The organism is Gaetbulibacter sp. M240, assembly GCF_043876815.1.
Classification (GTDB): Bacteria; Bacteroidota; Bacteroidia; order Flavobacteriales; family Flavobacteriaceae; genus Gaetbulibacter_A.
Genome location: NZ_JBAWKA010000001.1, coordinates 694072 through 717014, shown reverse-complemented (window position 1 = coordinate 717014; position 22943 = coordinate 694072). Strand labels below are relative to the sequence as shown.

Below are 22943 nucleotides of genomic sequence, written 5' to 3'. Positions count from 1 at the left end.
TTCATTTAAAAGGCGGTTTCTTCATTAATAAAAACCAACTTCCACTTCTTGGTTTCTGTTGGGAAAGCGTAAATATTATCCGAAATTTTCTTGGAAGTAATTTCAGGAGGCGTTTTAAGATATTCTTTATCTAAAACAATATTTATCCCCTTAGGATTTAAATAAGAACCCACGCTACCATTGAGATCAATAACAACCTCAAAATAGCGGTAGTATACCACCTTCTTTCCTAGAATCGTATTATCTCCAATGTTTTCTTTAAGAATGTGTAGGACTACTGCTTTACCATTATTAAAGTTTGTAGCATTTAAAAATTGGGGAGCAATGACGGTTTTTCCCTTACTATCGATATAACCAAAATAAGTTATACCGTTTTTTGTTTCGGAAATCAAACACCGATTGTTTTTAAAAATAGGGTATTTACTTTTATTAGACTTCGTGAGGACGAGATCCTTTCGAAAGGGAATAACCAAGGTGCCGGATTCGTTAATAAAGCCCCAGGAATCACCTTTTTGCACAGCCGCTAAACCATCATTAAAAGGAGCGACAAAATCGAGTTCTTCTGTAATTTGCGCAAATGACAATAGGGGAATAATCAACCAAAATACGAGTAGTTTTTTCATGACAAAACATTTTATTATAGGACTCAAATGTAGTATGAATCGAGCTATAATAAAATGATATTTGTCATGATAAAAATGATTTAGGCGTACTGCCTGATGACCTGTATTATATCATTCTTTTGAAGAACTCCCGATTGCCGCCAAAGTAATTTTCCGTTTTTAAATAGGGCCATGGTGGGTACACCACGAACCTGATATTTTGCTGCTATTGCCGGGTTCTTATCCACATCGATCTTAATGATCTTTACAGCTTCATTTAGCTCATGTTTTACCTCCTTCAATATGGGCGCCTGGACTTTACAAGGACCGCACCATAACGCATGAAAGTCAATTAAAACCGGGGTATCCGAGTTGATAATATTATTGAAATTACCCATTGACCTACTTTTTTAATTCAATATCTAATTTAGCCAATAAAATTAATTCGGATTTATTTATACCGGAAAAGGAAGCTGCAATGGCATTAGCCGTTTTTAAAATGAGTTTTTTGATTTCATTTGTGAACAAATGCTTTTGTTCATTTTTATAATCTACAAAGTCTTTATAAAAAGAATTTATATTGGTGTGTTCCTCACTGTTTAAGTAATCAAAAACAATTTCAATTTCGTAAGCAGCATCGGTATCAAACTCATCCGTAATAGGGTCTACATCTAACCACTGATCCTTCACTATGGTTTTAAGGCGATCAAACTCCACTTCGCGCACCTCCTTATCTACTGCAGCTATAGCATAAAACAGTTTTCCAAGATTCTGGTAAAACTTATGTGTAAGCTTCTTTTTGGTTTCCATAATAATACATTTTAACAAGATTAAATATACTGGAAATCAAGAGGTAAAATTATGATAAAAGTCAGTTTTATAACTTAGGATTTACCGTAATTTTATAGTATTCCACCAAAGTGTAATTCATTATGTACCAGCAGGATCAAGAAATCTTTAAAATCCTCTTAGAAACTATTTCCGAAGGGGTCATTATTGTTGATTCTGAACACAAGATTGTAGACCAAAATTCGGCTTCTCAAGACATTTTCGGTTATACAAGAAAAGAGCTTGTTGGTAAAGACTTGAACACTTTGATTCCCTCTAACTTCCATAAGGTATATAAGAATCAATTCAAAACCATAATCAAAAATGGGAAACGGATTAAAATGAGCGAAACTAAGGATATTTATGGTTTGAAAAAAGATGGGATTATTATTAATATTGATGCGGAGCTAATACCTTTTAAGGTTTATAACAAAACATTTGTTATGGGGGTTTTCAAAGATATTTCAGAAAAAAAGGAGATCGAGAGAAACCTTATGTTACGTACCAAAGCATTGCAATCTGCCCAAAATGGTATTGTAATAACCGATGCTTTAGAACATGATAATCCTATCATTTTTTTTAATAAAGCCTTCCAAGATCTTACCGGCTATTCCGAAAAGGAAATAATTAATCGCAATTGTCGGTTTTTACAGCGTAACGACAGGGACCAGGAACCTTTAAAAAAACTTAAAGAAGCGATTGAAAAGGGCGAAAGTTGTCAGGCTACTTTGCGTAATTACAAAAAGAATGGAACAATGTTCTGGAACGACCTGTATGTTTTTCCAATAACCGATTCTGATGGTGTATTAACTAATTTTATAGGCATTCAGAATGACGTAACAGATAAAATTGAACAGGAAGAAGAGCGGCATCATCTCGGTTCTATTTTTGACGAATCTTTAAATGAGATATACGTTTTTGACGCCAAAACCTTAAAGTTTCTGAATGTGAATTTCGGAGCACAACAAAATTTAGGTTATAATATCGAGGAGCTAAAGGACATGACCATTCTAGACATTAAACCTCCCGATAATTCGGATAAATTCAAAGAAACTTTACCGGTTCTTTTGAAACAAAACGTTGAGAAGATCAAGTATGAAAATGTGCATCGGCGTAAAGACGGATCGACCTACCCTGTTGAAGTTCATTTACAACGCTCAAAACTTCACGATAAAGACGTTTTTATTGCCATTGTTTTAGACATCACCGAGCGAAAAAACTACACTGAAAAATTAGAAAATCAGGTGGAAGAACGCACCCAACAACTCAAAAAAGCACTAAGTAAGGAGAAAGAACTCAACGAGATAAAAACAAATTTTTTATCCATGGTTTCCCATGAATTTAAAACACCTTTAAGCGCCATTCTAACCTCTGGGGAGCTTCTTAGAAAATATGCTGTAAAGGAACATAAGGAAAAACGTGAGAAACACATTAAGACTATTATAGATAAGGTATACTACCTAAACAATATAATAAACGACTTTTTATCTCTGGAAAAACTAGAAACCGGAAAGGTAAATTATAGGTTTACACACTTTAAGCTTAGTAAAGTTATCGATCAAACTGTTTATGATGCCAATATGCTCCTTAAAAAAGGGCAGCAAATTAAATACCCCCAAAATATTGATGATTTTTCGGTTTATCAGGATGAAAAAATTATCCATTTAATTCTGTCAAACTTGTTACATAATGCGATTAAATATTCTAAGGAGGGTTCTTCAATCAATCTTAAGATCAAACAGGATAAACAAAAAACGATCATTACGGTTTCCGATCAAGGTATAGGTATTCCTGAAAAAGATCAAAAACATATATTCGAACGTTATTTCAGAGCACAAAATGTTATTAATACCCAGGGCAATGGTATAGGCTTAAACATTGTAAAAACCCATTTAGAAAATCTGGGTGGTAGCATTTATTTTGAAAGTGAAGAAGGCAAAGGCACCACATTTGAAATTTCAATTCCTAATACTCATAACGCATGAAAACTGTTTTATTAATTGAGGATGACACCGTTTTAAGAGAAAACACAGCAGAGCTTTTAGAACTCTCCAGATATAAGGTATTAACCGCCGCCAACGGAAAAATCGGTGTTGAAATGGCCAAGAAACATGTCCCAAACATTATTGTTTGCGATATTATGATGCCGGAATTAGACGGATATGACACCCTCCAAATTCTGTCTAAAGATAAAAAGACCAAGCATATTCCTTTTGTTTTTCTATCAGCTAAAACCGAGCGACAAGATGTTAGAAAAGGAATGAATTTAGGTGCCGACGATTACATAACCAAACCGTTTACTGAAGACGATATTATAAGTGCCATTGAAAGCCGATTGGCAAAAGCTGCTATTTTAGAGGAGTTATCCGATACTAATAAAAATCATCCGGTTATTGAACAACCGCAAGACCAGATCAAAACCTTGAATGATCTAAAAAATTTTTTTGACGATTACGGAACAGAGTTCAATTATAAAAAAGACGATATCATTTACTACGAGAGAGATCATTGTAATTACATCTACCTCATCAGTAAAGGGGCTGTAAAATGTCATCGTATGGATGAACAAGGTAAAGAGCTCGTTACAGCCCTTTATAAAGAAGACGACCTATTTGACTATGCTTCATTTACAAGTAATATTCCGCATCAGGAAACTGCAACGGCCATTGCAGAAACAACATTACTAGGGGTCTCCATACTGGAATTTACAGAGTTATTGAATAAAAATCACAAGGTCGTATTGGAACTAATTGAGCTTCTAGCCGATAATTTATCGGATGTTAAAGAGCAACTTTTACAGATTGCCTACGGCACTGTTAATAAAAAAACAGCAGCCACTATTTTAAAGTTTGCCGAAAAAATAAACCGAAGACCGGATGACCCTATAAAAATATCGAGAAACGATTTGGCCAGTGTCGCCGGGATAGCCACAGAGACCCTAATTAGGGCCTTAACAGAATTTAAAAAGCTGGGCATTATAAAGGCCGAAGGCCGAAATATTAAAGTGGTTGATCTGGAACGGTTGAAAACCATTACTTAAAGATATTAAGAAGATGGTATACACCTGATTAATATCATTTTATCTGTAGCCACTTCCCAGTACCTTAGACTAATTAAAAGCCAATTTGACATGAAAAATATTTTATTACCCACAGATTTTTCAGAGAATTCCTGGAATGCCATTAAATATGCTATTCAATTATTCGAGAACGAACCCTGTAACTTTTACGTGTTACACGTGAATAAAGTAACAGATAACTTTATGGACGGCGCACCCTTTTTAGCTGATGAGGACCTTCTTTTAGAGGTTTACACGAAACCAACAAAGAAGAAATTACGCCAAATTATGAAACGAATTTCCGCACACTTCCCACCCAATAAGGATCATAAATTTTATACCCTTTCAGACTATAATTTTTTTATTGATACGATCAGAAAACAAGTCGATGAAAAGCGTATTGACCTGATAATCATGGGAACCAAAGGAACCTCCGGATTAAAAGAAATTATTGTAGGCAGTAATACCGGTGATGTTATAACAAAGGTTAAATGTAATACACTTGTGGTGCCTGAACAAGCAGAATTTAAACCCTTAAAGGAAATAGCGTTTCCAACAGATTTCTCACTAAATTATAATTTGGAGTTATTAGAGCCCATTTCAGATATTATAGATCAGCAAAAAGCAGCACTCCGGATCATTCATGTCCATAAAAAGAAAATGGACTTAAACAATGAGCAAAAACTTAATCGCGAATTATTGGACGATTATTTCAATGGAACAGAGCATAGTTTTCATTATTTAACCAATAGTAGAATTGAAGATGCTATTGAGTGCTTTGTTCAAAGTCGCCATGTAGATTTAATAAGCATGGTAGCAAAAAATCTAAACTATTTTCAGCAAATTTTATTTCATTCTCGAGTGGAAGAAATAAGTTATCATACCGAAACACCATTTTTGGTGTTACATGAAAAATAAAAACGCCATATGGATCCTTCTGTCTTTTTAGCGCAATTTTGGGGTTGGTATCTCATTATAATCTTTTTAATCCTAAGTTTCAATCCCGTCCGGATAAAACAGATTTTTAACGATTTAAAAGATGAAAAGTTTCTGATATTGGCATCGTCTATAGCTATTGTAATTGGTTTACTTAATATCCTTTTTCATAATATCTGGGAAGCCAATTGGAAGATTATCATTACCCTTATAGGCTGGATATCTCTTTATGTTGGACTATCATTATTTGTTTTTCCAAAACAAACTGTGGCGTTTTTAAAATTTATCAATATCAAATTGGTTCAGGTCATCTATACCCTATTATTTTTAATAGGGTTTTATTTATTGAATGTGGTTTATGAAATAATTCCTGTATAATTTTCCAAAAACTGATAATTATCATGTTTTAGGCCGAATTTGTATCGTAAATTAGCTTCATAATTAAAAGTTCTTATCCATATTAACTTCAAACTGGTCTTCATCATGAAAATTGATAAGACCGTTAAACAAAGTATTTAAAGCTATTTTTTAACAGGAAAACCCAATGATGTAGAACTTTAGAAATAAAGAACACATTGAAGCAAAACCGAATGTTGAATGATACCCTTAAAGACTTTGGAAAAAACAGGAGATTGCGATCTCCTGTTTTTTAAAATATTCAGGGTTAGTGCATTAAAGGTAATGACTGGCCCGTGGTTTTGAAATGTTTGAAATTATTAGTTTTCTGAAGTTTAATATTACTTTTGAGAGATGTTAATGAAGAAAAGTTTACCTAATAAACTCAAATAATTTCAATGAAAGAAACAGGAAGCTTACGCTTCCTGTTTCTTATTAAAACTTTAGCTATTAATCAATTCACAGGTGTAAGTATGTGATTGAAAAAGGGGGTGTTTTACAAAAAAACATTCCCTTTTTTTGATCCTAAAAACACATCCAGCGGCACCAATTTCAATCTGATAAATATCATTGTATCAAGCACGTGTAGGCGTTAATTTTAAGAAAACTCCTAAAGTGATGCGAAAAATTTTAATACCTACGGATTTTTCTGAAAATGCATTTAATGCTATGAAATTCGCTGTGGATTTATTCAAGTATGAAACCAGTGAATTTTATATCATGCATGCGTTTCAAGATGACATTTATGCTGATGAAGATCTGATTATTAAAAACACCTTAAAAACCGTTACTGAAGCAGTAAGTAAAAATTCTGAGAATGAATTGCAAAACACGGTTATTAAGCTTAAAAACTTCTCGCCAAATCCGCGACATAACTTTCACATTATTTCTGCAAACAGCGTATTGGTGGATGAAGCCGAAACCATTGTAGAGAGAGAAAATATAGATTTGATCATTATGGGAACCAAAGGTCGCACCAACGATAAAAATATCACCTTTGGAAGTCATACACTACAAGTTATTAAATATGTTCCCTGCCCGGTTTTGGCCATTCCGCAGGATTATAAATATACACAACCCAAGCATATTCTGTTTCCAACAAATTATATGATACCCTACAAACGCAGGGAATTGAAATTGGTTTGCGAAATGGCTTCGCCATACAGAGCTATAATTGATGTCTTGTATATATCAACGTCAGATAAACTGTCGATGCGACAACAGGATAATCAAACTTTTATTAAAGAAACATTGTGTAAAAATCAACTTCGCTTTAAAGTAGCCAACAGCAAACACATTATAAACAGTATTTATAAATATCTAAAAGAAAATGAGATTGATATACTCGTGATGGTAAATACACGCCATTCCTTTTTAGAGGATATCATACAGCAATCTACGGTAGATGAATTGACTTTGAACATAGATATACCCTTCTTAGCATTACAAAACATGAAACGCGATTAAATGAACCTTAAAACTTGAAGCCATGAAAAATATAATCCTCCCCGTAGATTTTTCAGAAAATTCCTGGAACGCCGTTAAGTACGCCGTGCAACTTTTCCAGAATGAAACTTGTACCTTTTATTTACTGCACACCTATACTCCGGCTATTTACCATGTAGAATATGTGTTGCAAACACCAGCTCAGTTTGGTATTCAAGATACGGTTAGAGAAAATGCGCTAAATAACCTTGAAGACTACAAAACAAAAATTGAAGAAGAATTTAAAAATCCGAAACATACCATTGAGACCATTGCAGCCTTTAATACTCTGATCTTGGAAATTGAATATCAGGTTGAAGAAAAGAATATCGATTATGTTATTATGGGTACTCAAGGTGCTACAGGTGCCAAGGAGATTCTCTTCGGGTCGAATACCGTACATGTGCTTAAAAACGTAAAGAGCCCGGTCCTTGCCGTACCTGGAAAATTCACCTTCGAAACACCGCATGAAATTTTATTTCCAAATGATTTTGAAGTAGCCTTTAAACACCGGGATTTAAAACCCATATTAGAGATCTGCTCCCTGTTTAATACCCGAGTAAATATTCTGCATATTTCGAGTGGGTATGACCTAACAGACTTCCAAAAAGAAAACAAAAATTTTCTGGAAGAGACCTTTAAGAAGATCGCTCATATATTCCACGATGTAAGCTTTCAAACGGTTGAAGAAGGTATCGCCAATTTTCAATTAAAGGCACGTGTCAATTTATTGATTATGATGAATAACAAGCATTCATTTTTTGAAAATTTATTTTTCAAATCGACTATTAAACAAATCGGATTTCATGTAAATGTACCTTTTTTAGTTCTTCCTTTAAAAACCTAAAATAAAATTCCAAAAGCCATGAAACGACATATTTTATTACCCACCGATTTTTCAGATAATTCATGGAATGCCATCGTTTATGCTTTAAAGCTATTCAAGGAGGATTATTGTACTTTTTATTTTTTACACAGTGTTACCATAAAGGTCTCTATGCTTTCAAACCTTTCCAATCGCTTATTAAAGACCATGGAACAGGACGCAATCAAGGAGTTGATGGCCTTAAAAGATCTGGCAGAAACCTCGGATGCCAATGCGAATCATGACTTTCAAATCATCCTAAGTACAGAAGATCTTAATAAAGCCATAAAAAAAGCGGTTTTGGAATGGAAAATCGATATGGTTGTGATGGGAACCAAAGGGGCTTCGGGAGCTAAAAAATTATTCTTTGGAAGCAACACTATACACATTTGTAAAAACTTGAAGGACTGCCCCTTATTAATCATACCTGAAAACTCCGATTTTATTGAACCCCAGCAAATAGCGTTTCCAACCGATTACAACCGGTTTTACGATCCGAAAGAATTAAACCCGGTAAAAACCATTGCTGATCTTTTCAACGCTAAGATAAGAATCATCCATATCAATGAAGAAGACGACCTGGATAACATTCAAAAGTACAATTTAGCCTCACTTCAAAATTATTTATCTTCTTACGAATACAGTATTCATTGGATGCCCAAATATTCCAAAAAAGCCAAAGAGATTCATGATTTTGTCGAGGAATTAGGCATCGACATTTTAAGTATGGTACGTTACAAACACAGTTTTATTGAAAAATTATTGCACGAACCCGTTATTGAAAATATCGGCTTTAAACCCAAAATACCCTTTTTAGTGATCCCGGAATGAGCTGATATTTATCATTGTCATCATGAGGTTTTAAGGCTAAATTTATGTGAAAACCTAAACTTAAAGCCATGAAGCGCAAGATCTTACTTCCCACAGATTTTTCAAAAAATGCCTGGCATGCCATCAGTTATGCCATGGAATTGTACAAACAAGACCAGGTTGATTTCTATATTTTGAATGTGTTTTCCGGGAACAGTGATGTTATTGGAAGCCTGCTAAATATGGAGCCCGGTTCTCAGCTTTACGAAACTTCCAAATTAGATGCTGAGAATGGCTTGGCTAAAGTTATGGATATGCTGGTACTTAAGGATTATCACAATTCAAAACACCATTTTGAAACCATTGCACGATACAATAGTATCGTTGAGGCTATTAAAAATATGGTGGAGGAAAAGGATATTAGCATGATTGTTATGGGGACCAAAGGTGAAACCGATTCACTTACAAATACTTTTGGAAGTGTTGCCACAGAAGTTATGGAAAAAGTTCGTAATTGCCCGGTAATTGTTGTCCCTGAACGCGCTAAGCGCAACTTACCCAAAGAGATCGTATTCCCTACAAGTTATAAAACTCATTTTAAACAACGCGAGCTTCAGTATTTAATCGATCTGGCACAAAAATGTAATGCCGCCATACGCGTGTTGCATATTAACACCGAGAAAAAATTAAGCGAGAAACAAGAGAACAACAAATCGCTATTAGAAGAATATTTGTCACCGGTGGATCATACCTATCATACCTTAAGTCATATAGAGATTCCTTTAGGTATCAATTGTTTTATTGAGAGTCGCGAAAGCGATATGGTCGCTTTTATCAATAAAAAACACAGCTTTTTTACTAGTATTTTAACCCATCCTCTGGTAAAACAAATTGGGTACGTATCCAGAGTTCCTATTCTTGTGATGCATGATTTAAGGAATTAAAATCACGGTTATTATAGGTCTATTGCATAACTATTTACAAGATGCCGTATGAAAAAAGAAAGCTTCGATATTATCAAATCATCAGGTGAAAAGGTGAAATTTTCTTTTGATAAACTGAAGTTATCATTGAAACGTGTTGGTGCCGATGAGGAAACCATCAACCAGATCATCAATAAAGTACGAAACGAGTTATATCAAGGCATTTCAACTAAAGAAATTTATAACCGTGCTTTCGCAATGCTCAAAAAAAAAGAACGGCATTTGGCATCGAAATATAAACTTAAAAAAGCTATTTATGAGCTAGGACCAACCGGTTTCCCTTTTGAACGGTTTATTGGAGCTATTCTAAAATATTCAGGTTACCAAACAAAAATTGATACGATGGTACAGGGTCGTTGCGTTTCTCATGAAATAGATGTTCTTGCTCGTAAAAATGGTGAATCAACGATTATCGAGTGTAAATTTCACCGTGAAAAAGGTATCAATTGTAATGTAAAAATCCCGTTGTATATCCACGCCAGATACAACGATATTAAGGCCTACTGGAATTCTGACACCAAAAACACATCGACCCTTACACAAGGCTGGGTGGTAACCAATACACGCTTTACTTCAGATGCTATCACCTACGGAGAATGTGTCAACCTGTACTTATTAAGTTGGGATCATCCCAAAAACGATGGGCTTAAAGACCGTATAGACCGCTTGGGCTTGTATCCTATTACCGTTTCCACTTTACTTACCAATCGAGAAAAACAATTTTTATTGAGTCGCGATATCGTATTATGCCGTGAGCTGATTGGAGATGATTTTTATTTGGACCATTTGGGTGTTTCTGAGACCAGGAAGAAGAAAATTTTGAATGAAATAAATATGCTTTGTAAACATTAAAAATCATGAGTGTTTTAGCCAGAATACATTTTTTAGGAGCTGCTGGTGTTGTTACAGGATCAAAATTTCTTGTGGAGACTTTAGAAAAAAATATCCTTGTAGACTGTGGTATGTTTCAAGGTTTAAAACCATTACGAGAATTAAACTGGAGCCCGCTACCCTTTGATGTTTCAACGATTGATGTTGTGCTACTTACCCATGGGCATCTAGATCATGTTGGCTACCTCCCTAGATTAATAAAACAAGGATTCACAGGGAAAATTATAGGAACAGCTCCAACATTGGCTATTGCTGAGATCATCCTTAAAGATAGCGCCAAAATTCAGGAAGAAGAAGCAGAAAAAGCCAACAAAGAAAACTATTCGAAGCACCATCCTGCACTACCTTATTACACAGTAAAAGAAGCAGAAAAAACGATTAAAAACTTTCAAGTTAAGGAACCCGATAAATGGATATCTCTGTCTGAACATTGTACTTACCGCTTTCAATACAACGGACATATTATTGGAGCAACATTCATAGAATTAGATTTATTCGGTAAACGCCTGGTATTTTCCGGAGATGTTGGCAGACCCATCGATAATTTATTGGACAATCCGAAAAAACCCGAATGGGCCGATTATCTTTTTATGGAGAGTACCTACGGCGATAAATTGCATCCTCGGGAAGATCTTGGAACTATCATGGCGAAGCTTATTAAGGATACTATTCAAAATAAAGGTAATTTAATTATTCCAAGTTTTGCCGTTGAGCGTTTACAATCGCTGATGTATTTACTATGGAAATTGTATCAAACCAATAAAATCCCAAACATTCCCATTTTTGTTGACAGTCCGATGGGGAATAATGTTCTGGAGGTATTCCAGCGGTTCCCAAAATGGCACAAACTATCCCAAGCCGCTTATAACAATATGTGTCAACATGTAAATATTTTAGAATCCTATCAGGAAACTTGGGAAACAATCAATGATCCGCGTTCAAAAATAATAATTGCGGGAAGTGGCATGGTAACCGGAGGACGTGTTCTTACCTATTTACAACAATTTATAGATGAACCCTCTACAACAATTTTGCTTGTTGGTTATCAGGCCGATGGAACTAGGGGTAGACAATTGCAAGATGGTACACACGAAATACGTCTATTTGGGAAATACTACCCGGTAAAAGCGAAAATTGAAAGTATTCAAAGTCTTTCGGCTCATGCCGATCAAAAGGAACTTCTCGATTGGATGGCAAATATCAAAAACGTACCTGAAAATATATTTCTAGTTCATGGTGAACCTTCTGCTTTAGATGCCTTTCGGGTAAAAATTGAGGATACCTTTAAATGGCCGGTAACGGTTCCCAAGCTGGCCGATGTTCAAAAATTAATACTCTAAATCTTAAAAGATAAAAAAATGGAAACGTTAGAATTTTACAGAAGCTTTAATGCCGACAAATCAATTGAGGAACTACAATATAATATCTCCAAAGCCATTTCTAAATTAGAAAATTTAGAGCTGGAACTGGACTTCTATTCAGACTTACTGGAAAAACCCATTTATAAAAGTCAGATGCTTAATCTTTTTGAACGGCTATCGGCTTTTCAAAAGGAGGTTACAACATTAGAGGAAAACCGAAGTCAACTGCTTAAGGATTTAAAAAGTCATTCAATTCTCTTAAAAAATAAAATAAAGTGTCAGGATCTGGCCTGTGATCATTTTTTCATTAAGGCACATGATACTATGGAGTTGCGGGTAGTGAATTATCAAAACAGTCTCTCCGACTTCAAGTTCAAACTGCTTACCTATTTAAAGAGTGTTTTGAAAAACTAAAACAGGTTATTAACGACGTTGATTAAACGGTGCATCAGACTGATATATATCATTGTGAAAAATGATGCCCATAGATATATTTAGGAGACAAAATACATGTTGAATTTAAAATATTAATATTATGACAACACTAATGAAACGCAGAAAGCGTAACAGAATGTCACCAGTTGAAAACCGTTTGGTGACACCTTGGAGCAACACTTTTTTACGGCCATGGGGACCTAGTTTATTCACTTCAAATTTTGATAATTTAATGCGCTTTGACGATATTTTTAAAGATGATTTCTTTGAAGATGATAGTTTAATGCCTGCCTTGAATATCAAAGAACACGATAAAGATTTTGAATTTGAATTAGCCGCTCCCGGATTCAATAAAAAAGATTTTAACGTGACCATTGAAGATGATGTACTTCATATTTCAGGCGAAAAAGAAGAGGAAAGAGAAGAAAAAGAAAAAGAATATGCTCGTAATGAGTTTAACTATAGATCTTTTCAACGCTCTATGATGTTACCTCCTTCAATTGATTTAGATCAAGACGTTAAAGCCACTTACAAAAATGGCATCTTGAAACTTAAATTGATCAAAAAAGAAGAAGCAATAACAAAAGAACCTCCCAAAAAGGTAATTGAGGTTGATTAAATTTCTTAAGCAGAAAGTAATATCACCAATATATTACTTTCTGCTTTTTTTAAATTTTTAAAATTTGATGCGATGAAAACTAAAGAAATAAATGCCAAATACGATGTGTGGTTAAATGCTGAAAATATGCACAGAGATTCTAGAAATTGGTTATCTGAGTTAAGATTTGCTCAAGATGAAGAACTCTTTTTAGACGATCTGGTAAAATCTTACACACTCCAGCTTATAGACACCAAACATTTCGCAGAAAGCAAAAAGGTTATTGAAAAATTAAGCAAAATTCAAAAAGAAACCGATACCTTAATTGAAATAGTAAAAAACCATGAAAAAGGCTTAAGCATTATGGTAGATGGTATTAATGAGTTCGACAAAGAAAAAGCCTTTAAAAACAAACATGTAAAACTGATTATTAACGTAAAAAACTTTTTAGAAAAATACCGAACCTTAAAAACAGAATTATTTGCTGTGGTAAAAAGTGTATTAAAAGAAGGTAAGCAAAAACGCCTACTAGAATAGAAAAACTCAAAACCATGAAAGTTTTAAAATATATAGGATTGGTATTATGCGCCTATAGTTGTTCGTCGTTGGAATTCAATGATTTCTGGAAAAATCCCGATATTGATACTTATAGCCCAAATAAAGTACTTGTTGTTGGTATGACTTCCAATCAGGTGGCCAGAGAGCAATTTGAAAATCAACTAAAGGAAGCCTATGAGTTTAGAGGTATTGAAGCCGTAACCAGTTTGGAATTGTTAGGTACTTCATATACCTCTGAGATGAAAACTGAAGCCGATTTAAAAGCTTTGGAAGACTCACTTATAGCAGATGGTTTTGACACTATTTTGTTAACTAAGGTGATTGGTGTAGAAGACAAAATAGCGTACAAGACCAACTATGAAGGTTTTGAACCCGGTTACACCAAATTCAAAGAGGATTATTTGAAATATCAGGATGCTTATTACAACCCTGATTATTATGAAGAATACGCTATTTTTCACACAGAGACATCTTTGTACTGCATATGCCCTAAAAATCCACGAGAACTTATTTGGAAGGGTTCTATTGACGTTACCGATCCCGAATCGATAGAAGAAACGGTGAGCGAATATGTGCAATTGGTTATCATTATTTTGGATGAAGAACAACTTACTAACCCAGGCTTTATTAATACGGGCACTGGCAATCCGGTGATTCAATAGAGCTGGAAAACCCGCAAGTTTTAAAACTTGAAACGACTCAATTTTATAAATTATAAAACTGTGGACCATTGTGCTTACACGCTACCTTCCTGTCTTTATCATTCTATCATTTATTGCAGAAATAATTGGTACCATAGGTGGTTTTGGCTCTTCAGTGTTTTTTGTTCCCATCGCCAACTTTTTCTTCGATTTCCAGTCCGTTTTAGGCATTACAGCCTTGTATCATCTATTCAGTAATCTTTCAAAAATTGTATTATTCAAAAAAGGCATTGATAAAAAGATCATTCTGTCCCTTGGTATTCCTGCAGTTGTATTTGTGGCTTCGGGTGCATTTTTAAGTAAGTATTTTAATCCCATAATACTCACTTATATCCTTGGTTTTTTCCTGATCGTAATGAGTTCTATCTTTCTTATTTTTCAAAAACTTAAAGTTTCACCTAAAACAAAAAATGCCATTATTGGTGGATCTCTTTCAGGTCTGAGCGCCGGCCTTTTAGGTACCGGTGGTGCCATTAGGGGCGTTACCTTATCCGCATTTAGAATGAATAAAGACAAATTTATAGCGACCTCAGCGGTGATTGATATGGCAGTGGATTCCAGTAGAACCGTCGTTTATTATTTTAACGGCTACATTCACAAACATGATATGTATCTGATTCCTATCTTAATAGTTATTAGCATTATTGGAACCTACATAGGGAAACGCATTCTTTCCAAAGTATCTCAGGATCAATTCAGAAACTTTGTGCTCATCCTCATTTTACTTATTGGGATTATAAGTTTGCTTTCACCCTAGATGTTGCAAATTATTTTTATCGGTTCGCTCATGTATTCACAAAGAATTTAAACTTTCCAAAGTGATGGATATCATTTCAAAAATCCCTTTTTAATTGTTCATTTATTACATATTAAAATTAAATATCATGAAAAATATTGTTTATGTTCTAGGAATTATGATCGTGAGTTTTAGCTGTTCCTCCTCTCGCATGATTGATAGCTGGAAAAGTCCGAGTTACACAAATTTCAGTCCTAAAAAAGTTTTGATCATTGGAGTCACTGATAACTTAACAGCGCGTCAAAAATTTGAATCACAATTACAAGCCGCTTTGCGCGACAGAGGCATTGAAGCCAGAGAAAGTTTTGATGTATTTGCGCCTAGTTTTACGAATACAAAACAAACCGAAGAAACCATTGAGAAAGAAATTGAAAAATTATCTAATAATGGTTTTGACGCAGTTCTAATTTCGGCTGTAAAAGGTGTTAATGAAAAAACAACCTATACCGGAGATTGGCATTTCCAAAATTATTACTGGCCCCGTTTTGGCAGATATTATTATTTCTATCAGGATGTATACTTTGATCGTGGGTATTATGACAAGTACAAAGTTTACAATATCGAGTGTACTCTCTACAATTTAAAGGATTCCAATAAAAAATCTTTGGTTTGGGTAGCCTCCTACAACCTCATCGACCCGTCCTCTATAACGTCCTCTGTAAATACCTATGTAAAAGCTATTATTAAGGCTATGGAAAACGAGGGCCTCATAAATAAACTTTATTATTAACTGAATCTGCTTTCAATTTCAATAAAAAATATTATGAAAACTTATAATTTATGGAACTTGATTATTGCCGCCTTCACTTTTTTAATTATTGAAAGTTGTGGCCCAGTTATCATTTCCTCACATCCGAGTCATCCTATGCCAGGATGGTTTTACCCAAACAGGGTAATCAATGTGCGCTATGTATATTTCCCAGAATACACGATTTATTACGATTTAACACTTCGAAATTACCTGTACCTCAACAATGGCGTTTGGGTTCGGGTAAGTACACTGCCACCCCGTTATAACCACATTAACTTTAGACATGCCAAACAAATACGTGTGGATAATTATTTTGATGATAACATCAGAGCATATCACAACGATAGACGTGGTAGTGTATCCGACAGACGCTCAAATGACAGGGGAAGAAGAAATAATTAAATTTACCGCGACATAAATTCGTTATGAAAGAGAAAAGTCAAAGAAAAGCCCTGATGATTTAAAAATCATCAGGGCTTTTCTAGTTGCTAAATCTACACTACAGAGCCTTACCGTATGATAAGTTTTTTAATGGAAACCCTATCACCGTCACTGAGTTTCAGAAGATAAAGACCGGATTGCAACCCGCTTAAATTGAGTTTTTTAACTTCATTAGAAGGTTCGAAAGTCGCGGAAATAACTTGCTGGCCGATGATATTGTAAACATCTACCAAATGCCCTGAAGAACTTCTTATATAAACAACACCGTTAGTAACCGGATTTGGATATAAATTAAAAGTTTCGATTTCATTTTTAGCAGTGCTCAAAACTGGTCCGGCGGTTCCCACAAGCACATCCATATAGGTAATGTTATTGGCTAAATCAAGAATAGCGACACCACCCTCTCCAGGGCCTTCCTCTGCCACTGCAATGGCCTCTTCTTCAATAGGGACAATAATTTGCGTAAATTCATCAAATTGCGCCGTACCTGATATGCCATCTCCAGGATCAAAACTAAAAGTAAGTCTGTAATGGCCCTCACCCTCATTCATTTGATTGATATCCCAGGTATACCCATATATAATTTTACCCTTCACATTGATCTCTGCACTGAAGTAACCAGGACCTGTACCCGCCTCAGAAGCTGCCAGATTAAAAATAGGTTCATTTATGATATCAACATCCTCAGGATCGGTTTCCGTCCAACCAATTTCAGCTTGCCACATGAGTCTGCCGGGGTTAAAACTGCCACTCTTGTAATTCATCTTTTGAATAGTTAATCGGCCATTTGGTGTGTACACAGTTGCCTGATTACCGGGACCATAAACCACGTCGCCATCAAGGGTTGTCTGTGCACCATGAACTTCATCTGTACCCCAACTATTTACATGACGCATAGCAAATTGAGTTACAAGATCTATATCCTCAAGAAGTACTAATTCTGTTCTTACTTTAGAATTCAGTTCCCATGCAACAGATTCGAGGTTGTCGCCCCAATCGATCCAGTCAACGCCGAGAACTTCGCCATCAGGTACCGAGGTATTGTAAGCTTGCCAAATATTTTGAGCATCTTTTTGGATGTATGCCTTATACAGGGTGGAGTTTCCATCACCCGGTATTGAACCATCCATACAAAAACTTTCATCGGTATCTAAAGGTTTACAACTATAAAGTTGCGCTTGTGGGTCTATGGGATCCTCGCCCCAAACATACCACCACTCACCCTGGAGCGAATATTCGCCCATAGTTCCCGGTAACACTTTGGATCCGCCATCAGCAAAAATAACCGGAAAAGATAAGTTATTACCTGCTGTATCGGGTTCTCCACCACCGCCACCAGGACCTCCCTGTGCTAAAACAGAGTGATTTGAATAAAAGAATATAAATGGTATAAAAAGCAATATTCTTAAAAAAGTAATTATTGTTTTCATGATTTTATGAATTAATTAAACAATTAAAATAGTTGACAAATAAACCTATAACAGCAATAATAATGATGGCTTACAGCCTTTTCTAAATTTAATTATACTCTGAAATAGAATAAATGAGACTAGTCAGTTTGGGGGAAAATCACTGGTAAGAGTGATAAATAATTATGGTTTTTAAAACTTATAATTCACACCTAGAACGATATAAAAAGTATTCTCTAAATCTTCTTCATAAATCGTAGAATCTATAGTTAGGGTTGCCGGATTTTGAGGGATCACTAAAACAGGCATACCGTAAACGGTTATAGGATCTGAGACATACCAGATAGGAAGACTAAATTCTATAGCCATCAAATCAAAATTCTCTCGCTCATTAAGAACTACTGAGGATGTTGTTTGAGTTGTACCCGAACCTTTACCACGGCCACTACCAAAGCGATTATAGATGTAGTATTGTTCGTAAAAATTTTGCGAACTAAAGTACACCCCTACAGCTGGTGATATTTGAAAATCACCTTGCGCACTAACAAAATCATGTCCTATTTCTGGGTTCAGAATAAGGTCTGAACTTCCACCATTGTTAAAAAAGGTTATCAATGTTATGGAGGTTTTTAATATCTCAAAATCGTAACTGGCCATAGCTGTAATATCAGCTTCAACTTCCGAAATAACATTGTAACTATCATCATTGAAAAAATATTTAGTGAAAGAAATATCGCCACTAAATTTATCAGAATTGAAGTCAAAACCTAGGGTTCCAAGAAACAGATCCACTCGGCTTTCATTCGATCTGGTGAGGTATGATAAGGATCCTGTAACATAAAACCCACTTTTATTGTGGTATGTTAGCGTTGGATATATATATGGTGCTGTGATCGAATCTTTTCTACCCATATAAACAGCATCATTAATATAATTCAAACCTATCGAAAGATGGGAATCACCGTTAGCCGTAACTCGATTTTCAGTATTTGTTGTGTTTTGGCCAAATAGGAAAAAACCGCTCAAGACGAATAATGAGATCAGGCTTAATTTAATTTTAAACGTTTTCATAATTAAAAAAATTAAAAAAGGGATTTTATTACTAAAATCCCTTTTGTTTTTACGCTAAGCTCCAGCCCGTTTGGCTTGCTGTTTAATCTGGGGTTTGATTTGCATCTTATTTTTCATGGTGGACTTAGTGTTTATCATTTTGCGGTGTTGCATCATATTTTTAAACATTTCACCGTTCATATTTAAACATTCTCCATCTTTCAACTGCATTTGTTTTCGATCTCTTGTTTGGTAGGAACCATCAGGATTAACCGTAGTACCATTATTAAGACGCATCTGCTCGGTCACTCTATATTGGGATTGATTTTGGATTTGATAGGCTTCACCATTAATCATCGCAATTTGGTATCTGTTTAGATTACGCTCCTGAATTTGGTTTGCTGATAATCCCTTGTTTTCTTGTTGAACTTTATAACGGTATTGATATTCATTGCGATATTTTACACCGTCATTATCAAGACACTCACCATCTTTTAGTTGTAATCGTTGACGGTCTTTTGTCATGTACGAACCATCTGGGTATACGATAGTACCATCATTTAGAACAATTTGGTCCTTTAATCTAATTTGATCACGATCGCGAATTTGCAATAAATCGCCATCCACTAACATTACCCGGTCTTGATCTCGGTCACGATCCTGATCTTGTAATTTATCCTGAGCAATTAGGCTTGAAGTCCCCATAATAAATAGGGCTCCTAATAATAATATAGTTTTCATTGTGGGTTTATTTAAAATTATTAATGGCATAAAAGTAGTCCTAGAGCAATTTGCAGGAAATGATATCCATCAGTTATACAAGAGGGTAAAATTTATCTCAGCTTATTCGACCGAATTAATTCAGGTTTTTATCATTTTTTTAACAATCGCGCCCTGAACGGAACTAATCTTAAGCAGGTAAATTCCAGGCGCTATGCTTCTTAAAGAGATCACATCGAAATCGGAGTTAATTATCTGAATCTTATAACCTAGCAATGAATAAATTTCAACCTTGATTAACTCAATTTTTGAAGTAATCGTTAAAACATTTCGACTTGGGTTAGGATACATTACGATCTGCTTTTCCAGAAATGGATTATGAATTCCCAATACTGAATTTTCAGCGCCAGGAGACGCATAAATGGCCGAGCCATTGTACATTCCGAAGTAGGTACTAGAATTCTGCCAGTTTTCAGGTTTGGTATTATCAGCAGAAGGATCGATCAATTCCATAGAGTAACCACCTCCAGAAGCTCCAGACGGCCAAGGTGCCCCAATACCGTAAGTGAGCGAATCTATTTTTACGCCCGAGTGATGTTCGGTGTTTGTTAAAAAAATGGCTTCAGGCTCATCATTACTCAGGTTAGCGCCGTGCCATTGATATGCCGAAATACCAAAGAAACTTGAAAATGCTGCGGCATCTTTTACAATAATCCAATATGATTTAGGCGGCACTGTTGATTCAGGTAATTTGCCACTAGCTATGCCTCCTTTAATCATAAGGCCACCCAGTTCAATAGGATCATCGGTATAATTATATAACTCAATCAATTCTAAATAATCATTTTGTCCTGCCGGTGGTTCATCATATAAAATCTCCGTAATAACAAGGCCTTCTTTAAGTGGGTTATAAACTATAGTGAATGTATTCGCTATCATACTATTTCCGGCCACATCTTCAACATTCGACACGAGTAAATTATAATACTTCCCAATGTCTACAGGCACCGATAAATGCAAAGACACAAGATCAGGAGTTATAAAGTTAACGCTCTCTACTGCGGGTGATGCATTTAAGAATGCGTAATTTTCAGGGTTTAGAGCCGAATCGCCAAGTGGTTCACTAAATTGAATATTAATTTGATTCACATTAATTACTGAGGGCTCAGCCACAATGGGTGGAAATACATCCTCCGGTGCCGCGTAAATCAAAACATCGTCTAAAAGTATTTTTGCTGCGTATCCCGACTTGGCACCGGCTTTCGCCAAAAATCGTAAAACAACTAAGGGGTTGTTAAAAGAATTCGGATGCAATGCGAAAATAAATTCTTTGTAGGGTGTATTCGTGTTTGTGAACCCACGATGATCCGAGCCTATCAAAAATTTAGGGCCAAATGTGATTCCGCCGTCTTGTGAAATCATCATGTATAACTTCACATGTTTCATGGCATCTGTGGCTTCAGTAGCTATCCAAAAATCAGAAACAACATTTTCTAATCCGGTAAGATCAAGATCAACCTGCGCAATAATTTCAATTTCTTCTTCATCTTCACCCTCCTCAACAACCGGCCATAAACCTAAAGCTTGTGTGCCATTTTTAGTATTGGTATTTTCAATAAATATTCGGGTTCCGTCTACGAAATTTCCAAACCAATGGTCCATAAAATAAACATTAATTCCATGGAGAAGTGTGATATTTTCAAATCCCTCAAGATATGGAAATTGACTAATTTGACAAGATGACTTGATATAGAAAAAGCACAGAAAAACAGGAATTATAATTTTTTTCATGAGTGCAAATTTTAAATATTTTTAACCAAATAAGGTTGATTTAAAGTTTAGAACACACAATGATTTTGGTCAATTTTGGAAGAAGAAGTTAACCCAAATAATGTATTAAAACTAATACTCAATAAGCAGTGTTAATAGCTATAAACACAAAACCCTGTCACACATTTGTAACAGGGTTTTTATTTTGTCGGGGTGGCAGGATTCGAACCTGCGACCTCCTGCTCCCAAAGCAGGCGCGATAACCGGGCTACGCTACACCCCGAGTGGCTTATCTATAACGGGGTGCAAATATACTTTTTTTATTTTTCCTTCCATACTTATAAATAAAAATATTTTGTCTTTTGGAAACAAAATTTCGATAAGTACTTCAACGAACAATTACTAAAAAAGGGAAAATATAAGGTCTAAGTCTTTAAATTTTTTTGAGATTTTTCATTGAAATTTTAACACTTTGAAAACATCCAAATACTAACAAAGAGCGTAATTCCTGAACAAAATTAATTATCATACTCAAAGAAACTTTAACACTATAATAATGAAATATTTAGATACATTTACTGAAAAAAAATTTTTGTAAAACATGAATACAAAAGCCCTGTTTTTTTTGTTTTTATTTAGCTTGAATTTTCCGAATGAAAACCAAACTGGATTACCCATTAAGATTGAAAATTCAGAAATAAAACCGCTTTTGGAGCTCGCTGATAAAACCTTGCAAGAAAGCCTTGAAAAAGAATTGAATGCCAACATGCATTGGCAGAAATTGATCACAGAGAAGAAGATGTCAATTGGGCTTGTCGATCTCAGTGACCCAAAGAACGTAAAATATGCAAGTCTTAACGGGGGCACAATGATGTACGCAGCAAGTTTGCCAAAAATTGCCATATTATTGGCCGCAGAAGATGCCTTAGATAAAAAGGAACTCAAGGAAACACCTGAAATAAAATCCGATTTAAGATTGATGATTGCAAAATCAGATAATCAGGCCGCTACACGTATGATAAACCGTTTAGGTTATACAAAAATTGAAAGCGTAATGACTGACCCAAAATACATGTTGTATGATCGAAATCATGGTGGAGGTTTATGGGTTGGTAAACGTTACGGTGGTGGTGGCGACACTAACAGAGAACCCATCAAAAATTTAAGTCATGCTGCAACGGCAAATCAGGTTTGCCGGTATTATTACCTCTTAGCGAATGGTAAACTCGTTAATTATGAACGGTCAAAGCAAATGTTGGAAATTATGGGAAATCCCGATTTACACCATAAATTCGTCAGCATTATTGAAAAAATAGCTCCTAAGGCTCAATTATACCGAAAATCAGGTACCTGGAAAACCTATCATTCTGACTCTATTTTGGTTTGGGGCGATAATACAAATAGAAGATACATTTTAGTTGCCTTAGTGAACGACCCAAATGGAGAACAAATTATTAGAAATTTGGTCAAGCCTGTAGAAAGAGTTTTAAAAATTTAGA

25 protein-coding genes and 1 tRNA gene are annotated in these 22943 nt (G+C 35.2%); 18 read left to right on the top strand and 8 right to left on the bottom strand.

Going from position 1 to position 22943, the window contains the following annotated elements; translation table 11 throughout:
• Positions 1-5: 5 nt before the first annotated feature.
• The 3 genes from V8G61_RS03160 to V8G61_RS03150 all read right to left on the bottom strand — a co-directional run bounded on the left by V8G61_RS03160 (position 6) and on the right by V8G61_RS03150 (position 1412).
• Complete coding sequence (locus V8G61_RS03160) at positions 6-623, bottom strand: WG repeat-containing protein (protein ID WP_394873977.1); 618 nt, start codon at positions 621-623, stop codon at positions 6-8.
• Between the two features lie 80 nt (positions 624-703).
• Entirely contained in the window at positions 704-1000 is a 297-nt protein-coding gene (trxA, locus tag V8G61_RS03155) for a thioredoxin (RefSeq protein WP_394873976.1), read from the bottom strand.
• 4 nt (positions 1001-1004) lie between these two features.
• Positions 1005-1412 (bottom strand): hypothetical protein, encoded by a 408-nt coding sequence (locus tag V8G61_RS03150; protein WP_394873975.1) that lies wholly within the window; start codon positions 1410-1412, stop codon positions 1005-1007.
• 122 nt (positions 1413-1534) lie between these two features.
• Here V8G61_RS03150 and V8G61_RS03145 point away from each other — a divergent pair, with 122 nt between their 5' ends.
• The 17 genes from V8G61_RS03145 (at position 1535) to V8G61_RS03065 (ending at position 16456) form a co-directional block, all read left to right on the top strand.
• On the top strand, positions 1535-3415 hold the full coding sequence (locus tag V8G61_RS03145) for a PAS domain S-box protein (RefSeq protein ID WP_394873974.1): 1881 nt from the start codon (positions 1535-1537) through the stop codon (positions 3413-3415).
• Positions 3412-4470: a response regulator gene (locus V8G61_RS03140; protein ID WP_394873973.1), complete on the top strand. Its 1059-nt coding sequence runs from the start codon at positions 3412-3414 to the stop codon at positions 4468-4470. Before V8G61_RS03145 ends, V8G61_RS03140 begins: the two co-directional genes overlap by 4 nt.
• Positions 4471-4560: 90 nt before the next feature.
• The gene (locus tag V8G61_RS03135) at positions 4561-5406 is read left to right on the top strand and encodes a universal stress protein (protein ID WP_394873972.1); all 846 of its coding nucleotides are present in this window, start codon (positions 4561-4563) and stop codon (positions 5404-5406) included.
• 9 nt (positions 5407-5415) lie between these two features.
• Positions 5416-5802 carry a hypothetical protein gene (locus V8G61_RS03130; protein WP_394873971.1) on the top strand — a complete coding sequence of 129 codons (387 nt, stop codon included), beginning with the start codon at positions 5416-5418 and terminating at the stop codon, positions 5800-5802.
• A gap of 636 nt (positions 5803-6438) precedes the next feature.
• Positions 6439-7287, top strand: a complete 849-nt coding sequence (locus V8G61_RS03125; RefSeq protein WP_394873970.1) for a universal stress protein — start codon at positions 6439-6441, stop codon at positions 7285-7287.
• 22 nt (positions 7288-7309) lie between these two features.
• Complete coding sequence (locus V8G61_RS03120; protein WP_394873969.1) at positions 7310-8152, top strand: universal stress protein; 843 nt, start codon at positions 7310-7312, stop codon at positions 8150-8152.
• Positions 8153-8170: 18 nt separating this feature from the next.
• The gene (locus V8G61_RS03115; RefSeq protein ID WP_394873968.1) at positions 8171-9001 is read left to right on the top strand and encodes a universal stress protein; all 831 of its coding nucleotides are present in this window, start codon (positions 8171-8173) and stop codon (positions 8999-9001) included.
• A gap of 68 nt (positions 9002-9069) precedes the next feature.
• The gene (locus V8G61_RS03110) at positions 9070-9924 is read left to right on the top strand and encodes a universal stress protein (RefSeq protein WP_394873967.1); all 855 of its coding nucleotides are present in this window, start codon (positions 9070-9072) and stop codon (positions 9922-9924) included.
• 48 nt (positions 9925-9972) lie between these two features.
• Positions 9973-10815: an ATP cone domain-containing protein gene (locus V8G61_RS03105; protein ID WP_394873966.1), complete on the top strand. Its 843-nt coding sequence runs from the start codon at positions 9973-9975 to the stop codon at positions 10813-10815.
• A gap of 5 nt (positions 10816-10820) precedes the next feature.
• The gene (locus tag V8G61_RS03100; protein WP_394873965.1) at positions 10821-12194 is read left to right on the top strand and encodes an MBL fold metallo-hydrolase RNA specificity domain-containing protein; all 1374 of its coding nucleotides are present in this window, start codon (positions 10821-10823) and stop codon (positions 12192-12194) included.
• Positions 12195-12212: 18 nt separating this feature from the next.
• Positions 12213-12629, top strand: a complete 417-nt coding sequence (locus V8G61_RS03095) for a hypothetical protein (RefSeq protein ID WP_394873964.1) — start codon at positions 12213-12215, stop codon at positions 12627-12629.
• 121 nt (positions 12630-12750) lie between these two features.
• Positions 12751-13269, top strand: a complete 519-nt coding sequence (locus V8G61_RS03090) for an Hsp20/alpha crystallin family protein (RefSeq protein ID WP_394873963.1) — start codon at positions 12751-12753, stop codon at positions 13267-13269.
• Between the two features lie 72 nt (positions 13270-13341).
• Positions 13342-13785 (top strand): hypothetical protein, encoded by a 444-nt coding sequence (locus tag V8G61_RS03085; protein ID WP_394873962.1) that lies wholly within the window; start codon positions 13342-13344, stop codon positions 13783-13785.
• A gap of 14 nt (positions 13786-13799) precedes the next feature.
• Positions 13800-14468: a hypothetical protein gene (locus V8G61_RS03080; RefSeq protein ID WP_394873961.1), complete on the top strand. Its 669-nt coding sequence runs from the start codon at positions 13800-13802 to the stop codon at positions 14466-14468.
• Between the two features lie 70 nt (positions 14469-14538).
• Positions 14539-15264, top strand: coding sequence for a sulfite exporter TauE/SafE family protein (locus V8G61_RS03075; protein WP_394873960.1), 726 nt, complete (start codon positions 14539-14541; stop codon positions 15262-15264).
• Positions 15265-15391: 127 nt separating this feature from the next.
• Entirely contained in the window at positions 15392-16033 is a 642-nt protein-coding gene (locus tag V8G61_RS03070) for a hypothetical protein (RefSeq protein ID WP_394873959.1), read from the top strand.
• A 33-nt stretch (positions 16034-16066) separates the two neighbouring features.
• Positions 16067-16456, top strand: a complete 390-nt coding sequence (locus V8G61_RS03065) for a hypothetical protein (protein ID WP_394873958.1) — start codon at positions 16067-16069, stop codon at positions 16454-16456.
• Between the two features lie 107 nt (positions 16457-16563).
• On the opposite strand, the gene V8G61_RS03060 is transcribed toward V8G61_RS03065, so the two are convergent.
• The 5 genes from V8G61_RS03060 to V8G61_RS03040 all read right to left on the bottom strand — a co-directional run bounded on the left by V8G61_RS03060 (position 16564) and on the right by V8G61_RS03040 (position 21727).
• Positions 16564-17925, bottom strand: coding sequence for a T9SS type A sorting domain-containing protein (locus tag V8G61_RS03060; RefSeq protein ID WP_394873957.1), 1362 nt, complete (start codon positions 17923-17925; stop codon positions 16564-16566).
• Positions 17926-18096: 171 nt separating this feature from the next.
• A complete protein-coding gene (locus V8G61_RS03055) occupies positions 18097-18975 on the bottom strand; it encodes a hypothetical protein (RefSeq protein WP_394873956.1) in 879 nt (292 codons plus the stop codon).
• A gap of 54 nt (positions 18976-19029) precedes the next feature.
• Positions 19030-19725: a DUF6799 domain-containing protein gene (locus tag V8G61_RS03050; protein ID WP_394873955.1), complete on the bottom strand. Its 696-nt coding sequence runs from the start codon at positions 19723-19725 to the stop codon at positions 19030-19032.
• Between the two features lie 90 nt (positions 19726-19815).
• Positions 19816-21465, bottom strand: coding sequence for a T9SS type A sorting domain-containing protein (locus tag V8G61_RS03045; RefSeq protein ID WP_394873954.1), 1650 nt, complete (start codon positions 21463-21465; stop codon positions 19816-19818).
• Between the two features lie 187 nt (positions 21466-21652).
• Positions 21653-21727 (bottom strand) — tRNA-Pro (locus V8G61_RS03040).
• Positions 21728-22045: 318 nt separating this feature from the next.
• On the opposite strand from V8G61_RS03040, the gene V8G61_RS03035 reads away from it, so the two are divergent.
• Entirely contained in the window at positions 22046-22942 is an 897-nt protein-coding gene (locus V8G61_RS03035) for a serine hydrolase (protein ID WP_394873953.1), read from the top strand.
• Position 22943: the final 1 nt, after the last annotated feature.

What these genes read in the sequence shown, in the direction of transcription:
- V8G61_RS03115 (WP_394873968.1), top strand. Translation starts at nt 8,171, where the DNA reads ATGAAACGACATATTTTATTACCCACCGATTTTTCAGATAATTCATGG.
- V8G61_RS03135 (WP_394873972.1), top strand. Translation starts at nt 4,561, where the DNA reads ATGAAAAATATTTTATTACCCACAGATTTTTCAGAGAATTCCTGGAAT.
- V8G61_RS03080 (WP_394873961.1), top strand. Translation starts at nt 13,800, where the DNA reads ATGAAAGTTTTAAAATATATAGGATTGGTATTATGCGCCTATAGTTGT.
- V8G61_RS03090 (WP_394873963.1), top strand. Translation starts at nt 12,751, where the DNA reads ATGACAACACTAATGAAACGCAGAAAGCGTAACAGAATGTCACCAGTT.
- V8G61_RS03060 (WP_394873957.1), bottom strand. Translation starts at nt 17,925, where the DNA reads ATGAAAACAATAATTACTTTTTTAAGAATATTGCTTTTTATACCATTT.
- V8G61_RS03150 (WP_394873975.1), bottom strand. Translation starts at nt 1,412, where the DNA reads ATGGAAACCAAAAAGAAGCTTACACATAAGTTTTACCAGAATCTTGGA.
- V8G61_RS03110 (WP_394873967.1), top strand. Translation starts at nt 9,070, where the DNA reads ATGAAGCGCAAGATCTTACTTCCCACAGATTTTTCAAAAAATGCCTGG.
- V8G61_RS03140 (WP_394873973.1), top strand. Translation starts at nt 3,412, where the DNA reads ATGAAAACTGTTTTATTAATTGAGGATGACACCGTTTTAAGAGAAAAC.
- V8G61_RS03070 (WP_394873959.1), top strand. Translation starts at nt 15,392, where the DNA reads ATGAAAAATATTGTTTATGTTCTAGGAATTATGATCGTGAGTTTTAGC.
- V8G61_RS03095 (WP_394873964.1), top strand. Translation starts at nt 12,213, where the DNA reads ATGGAAACGTTAGAATTTTACAGAAGCTTTAATGCCGACAAATCAATT.
- V8G61_RS03045 (WP_394873954.1), bottom strand. Translation starts at nt 21,465, where the DNA reads ATGAAAAAAATTATAATTCCTGTTTTTCTGTGCTTTTTCTATATCAAG.
- V8G61_RS03130 (WP_394873971.1), top strand. Translation starts at nt 5,416, where the DNA reads ATGGATCCTTCTGTCTTTTTAGCGCAATTTTGGGGTTGGTATCTCATT.
- V8G61_RS03100 (WP_394873965.1), top strand. Translation starts at nt 10,821, where the DNA reads ATGAGTGTTTTAGCCAGAATACATTTTTTAGGAGCTGCTGGTGTTGTT.
- trxA (WP_394873976.1), bottom strand. Translation starts at nt 1,000, where the DNA reads ATGGGTAATTTCAATAATATTATCAACTCGGATACCCCGGTTTTAATT.
- V8G61_RS03065 (WP_394873958.1), top strand. Translation starts at nt 16,067, where the DNA reads ATGAAAACTTATAATTTATGGAACTTGATTATTGCCGCCTTCACTTTT.
- V8G61_RS03160 (WP_394873977.1), bottom strand. Translation starts at nt 623, where the DNA reads ATGAAAAAACTACTCGTATTTTGGTTGATTATTCCCCTATTGTCATTT.
- V8G61_RS03125 (WP_394873970.1), top strand. Translation starts at nt 6,439, where the DNA reads ATGCGAAAAATTTTAATACCTACGGATTTTTCTGAAAATGCATTTAAT.
- V8G61_RS03105 (WP_394873966.1), top strand. Translation starts at nt 9,973, where the DNA reads ATGAAAAAAGAAAGCTTCGATATTATCAAATCATCAGGTGAAAAGGTG.
- V8G61_RS03145 (WP_394873974.1), top strand. Translation starts at nt 1,535, where the DNA reads ATGTACCAGCAGGATCAAGAAATCTTTAAAATCCTCTTAGAAACTATT.
- V8G61_RS03050 (WP_394873955.1), bottom strand. Translation starts at nt 19,725, where the DNA reads ATGCCATTAATAATTTTAAATAAACCCACAATGAAAACTATATTATTA.
- V8G61_RS03035 (WP_394873953.1), top strand. Translation starts at nt 22,046, where the DNA reads ATGAATACAAAAGCCCTGTTTTTTTTGTTTTTATTTAGCTTGAATTTT.
- V8G61_RS03085 (WP_394873962.1), top strand. Translation starts at nt 13,342, where the DNA reads ATGAAAACTAAAGAAATAAATGCCAAATACGATGTGTGGTTAAATGCT.
- V8G61_RS03120 (WP_394873969.1), top strand. Translation starts at nt 7,310, where the DNA reads ATGAAAAATATAATCCTCCCCGTAGATTTTTCAGAAAATTCCTGGAAC.
- V8G61_RS03055 (WP_394873956.1), bottom strand. Translation starts at nt 18,975, where the DNA reads ATGAAAACGTTTAAAATTAAATTAAGCCTGATCTCATTATTCGTCTTG.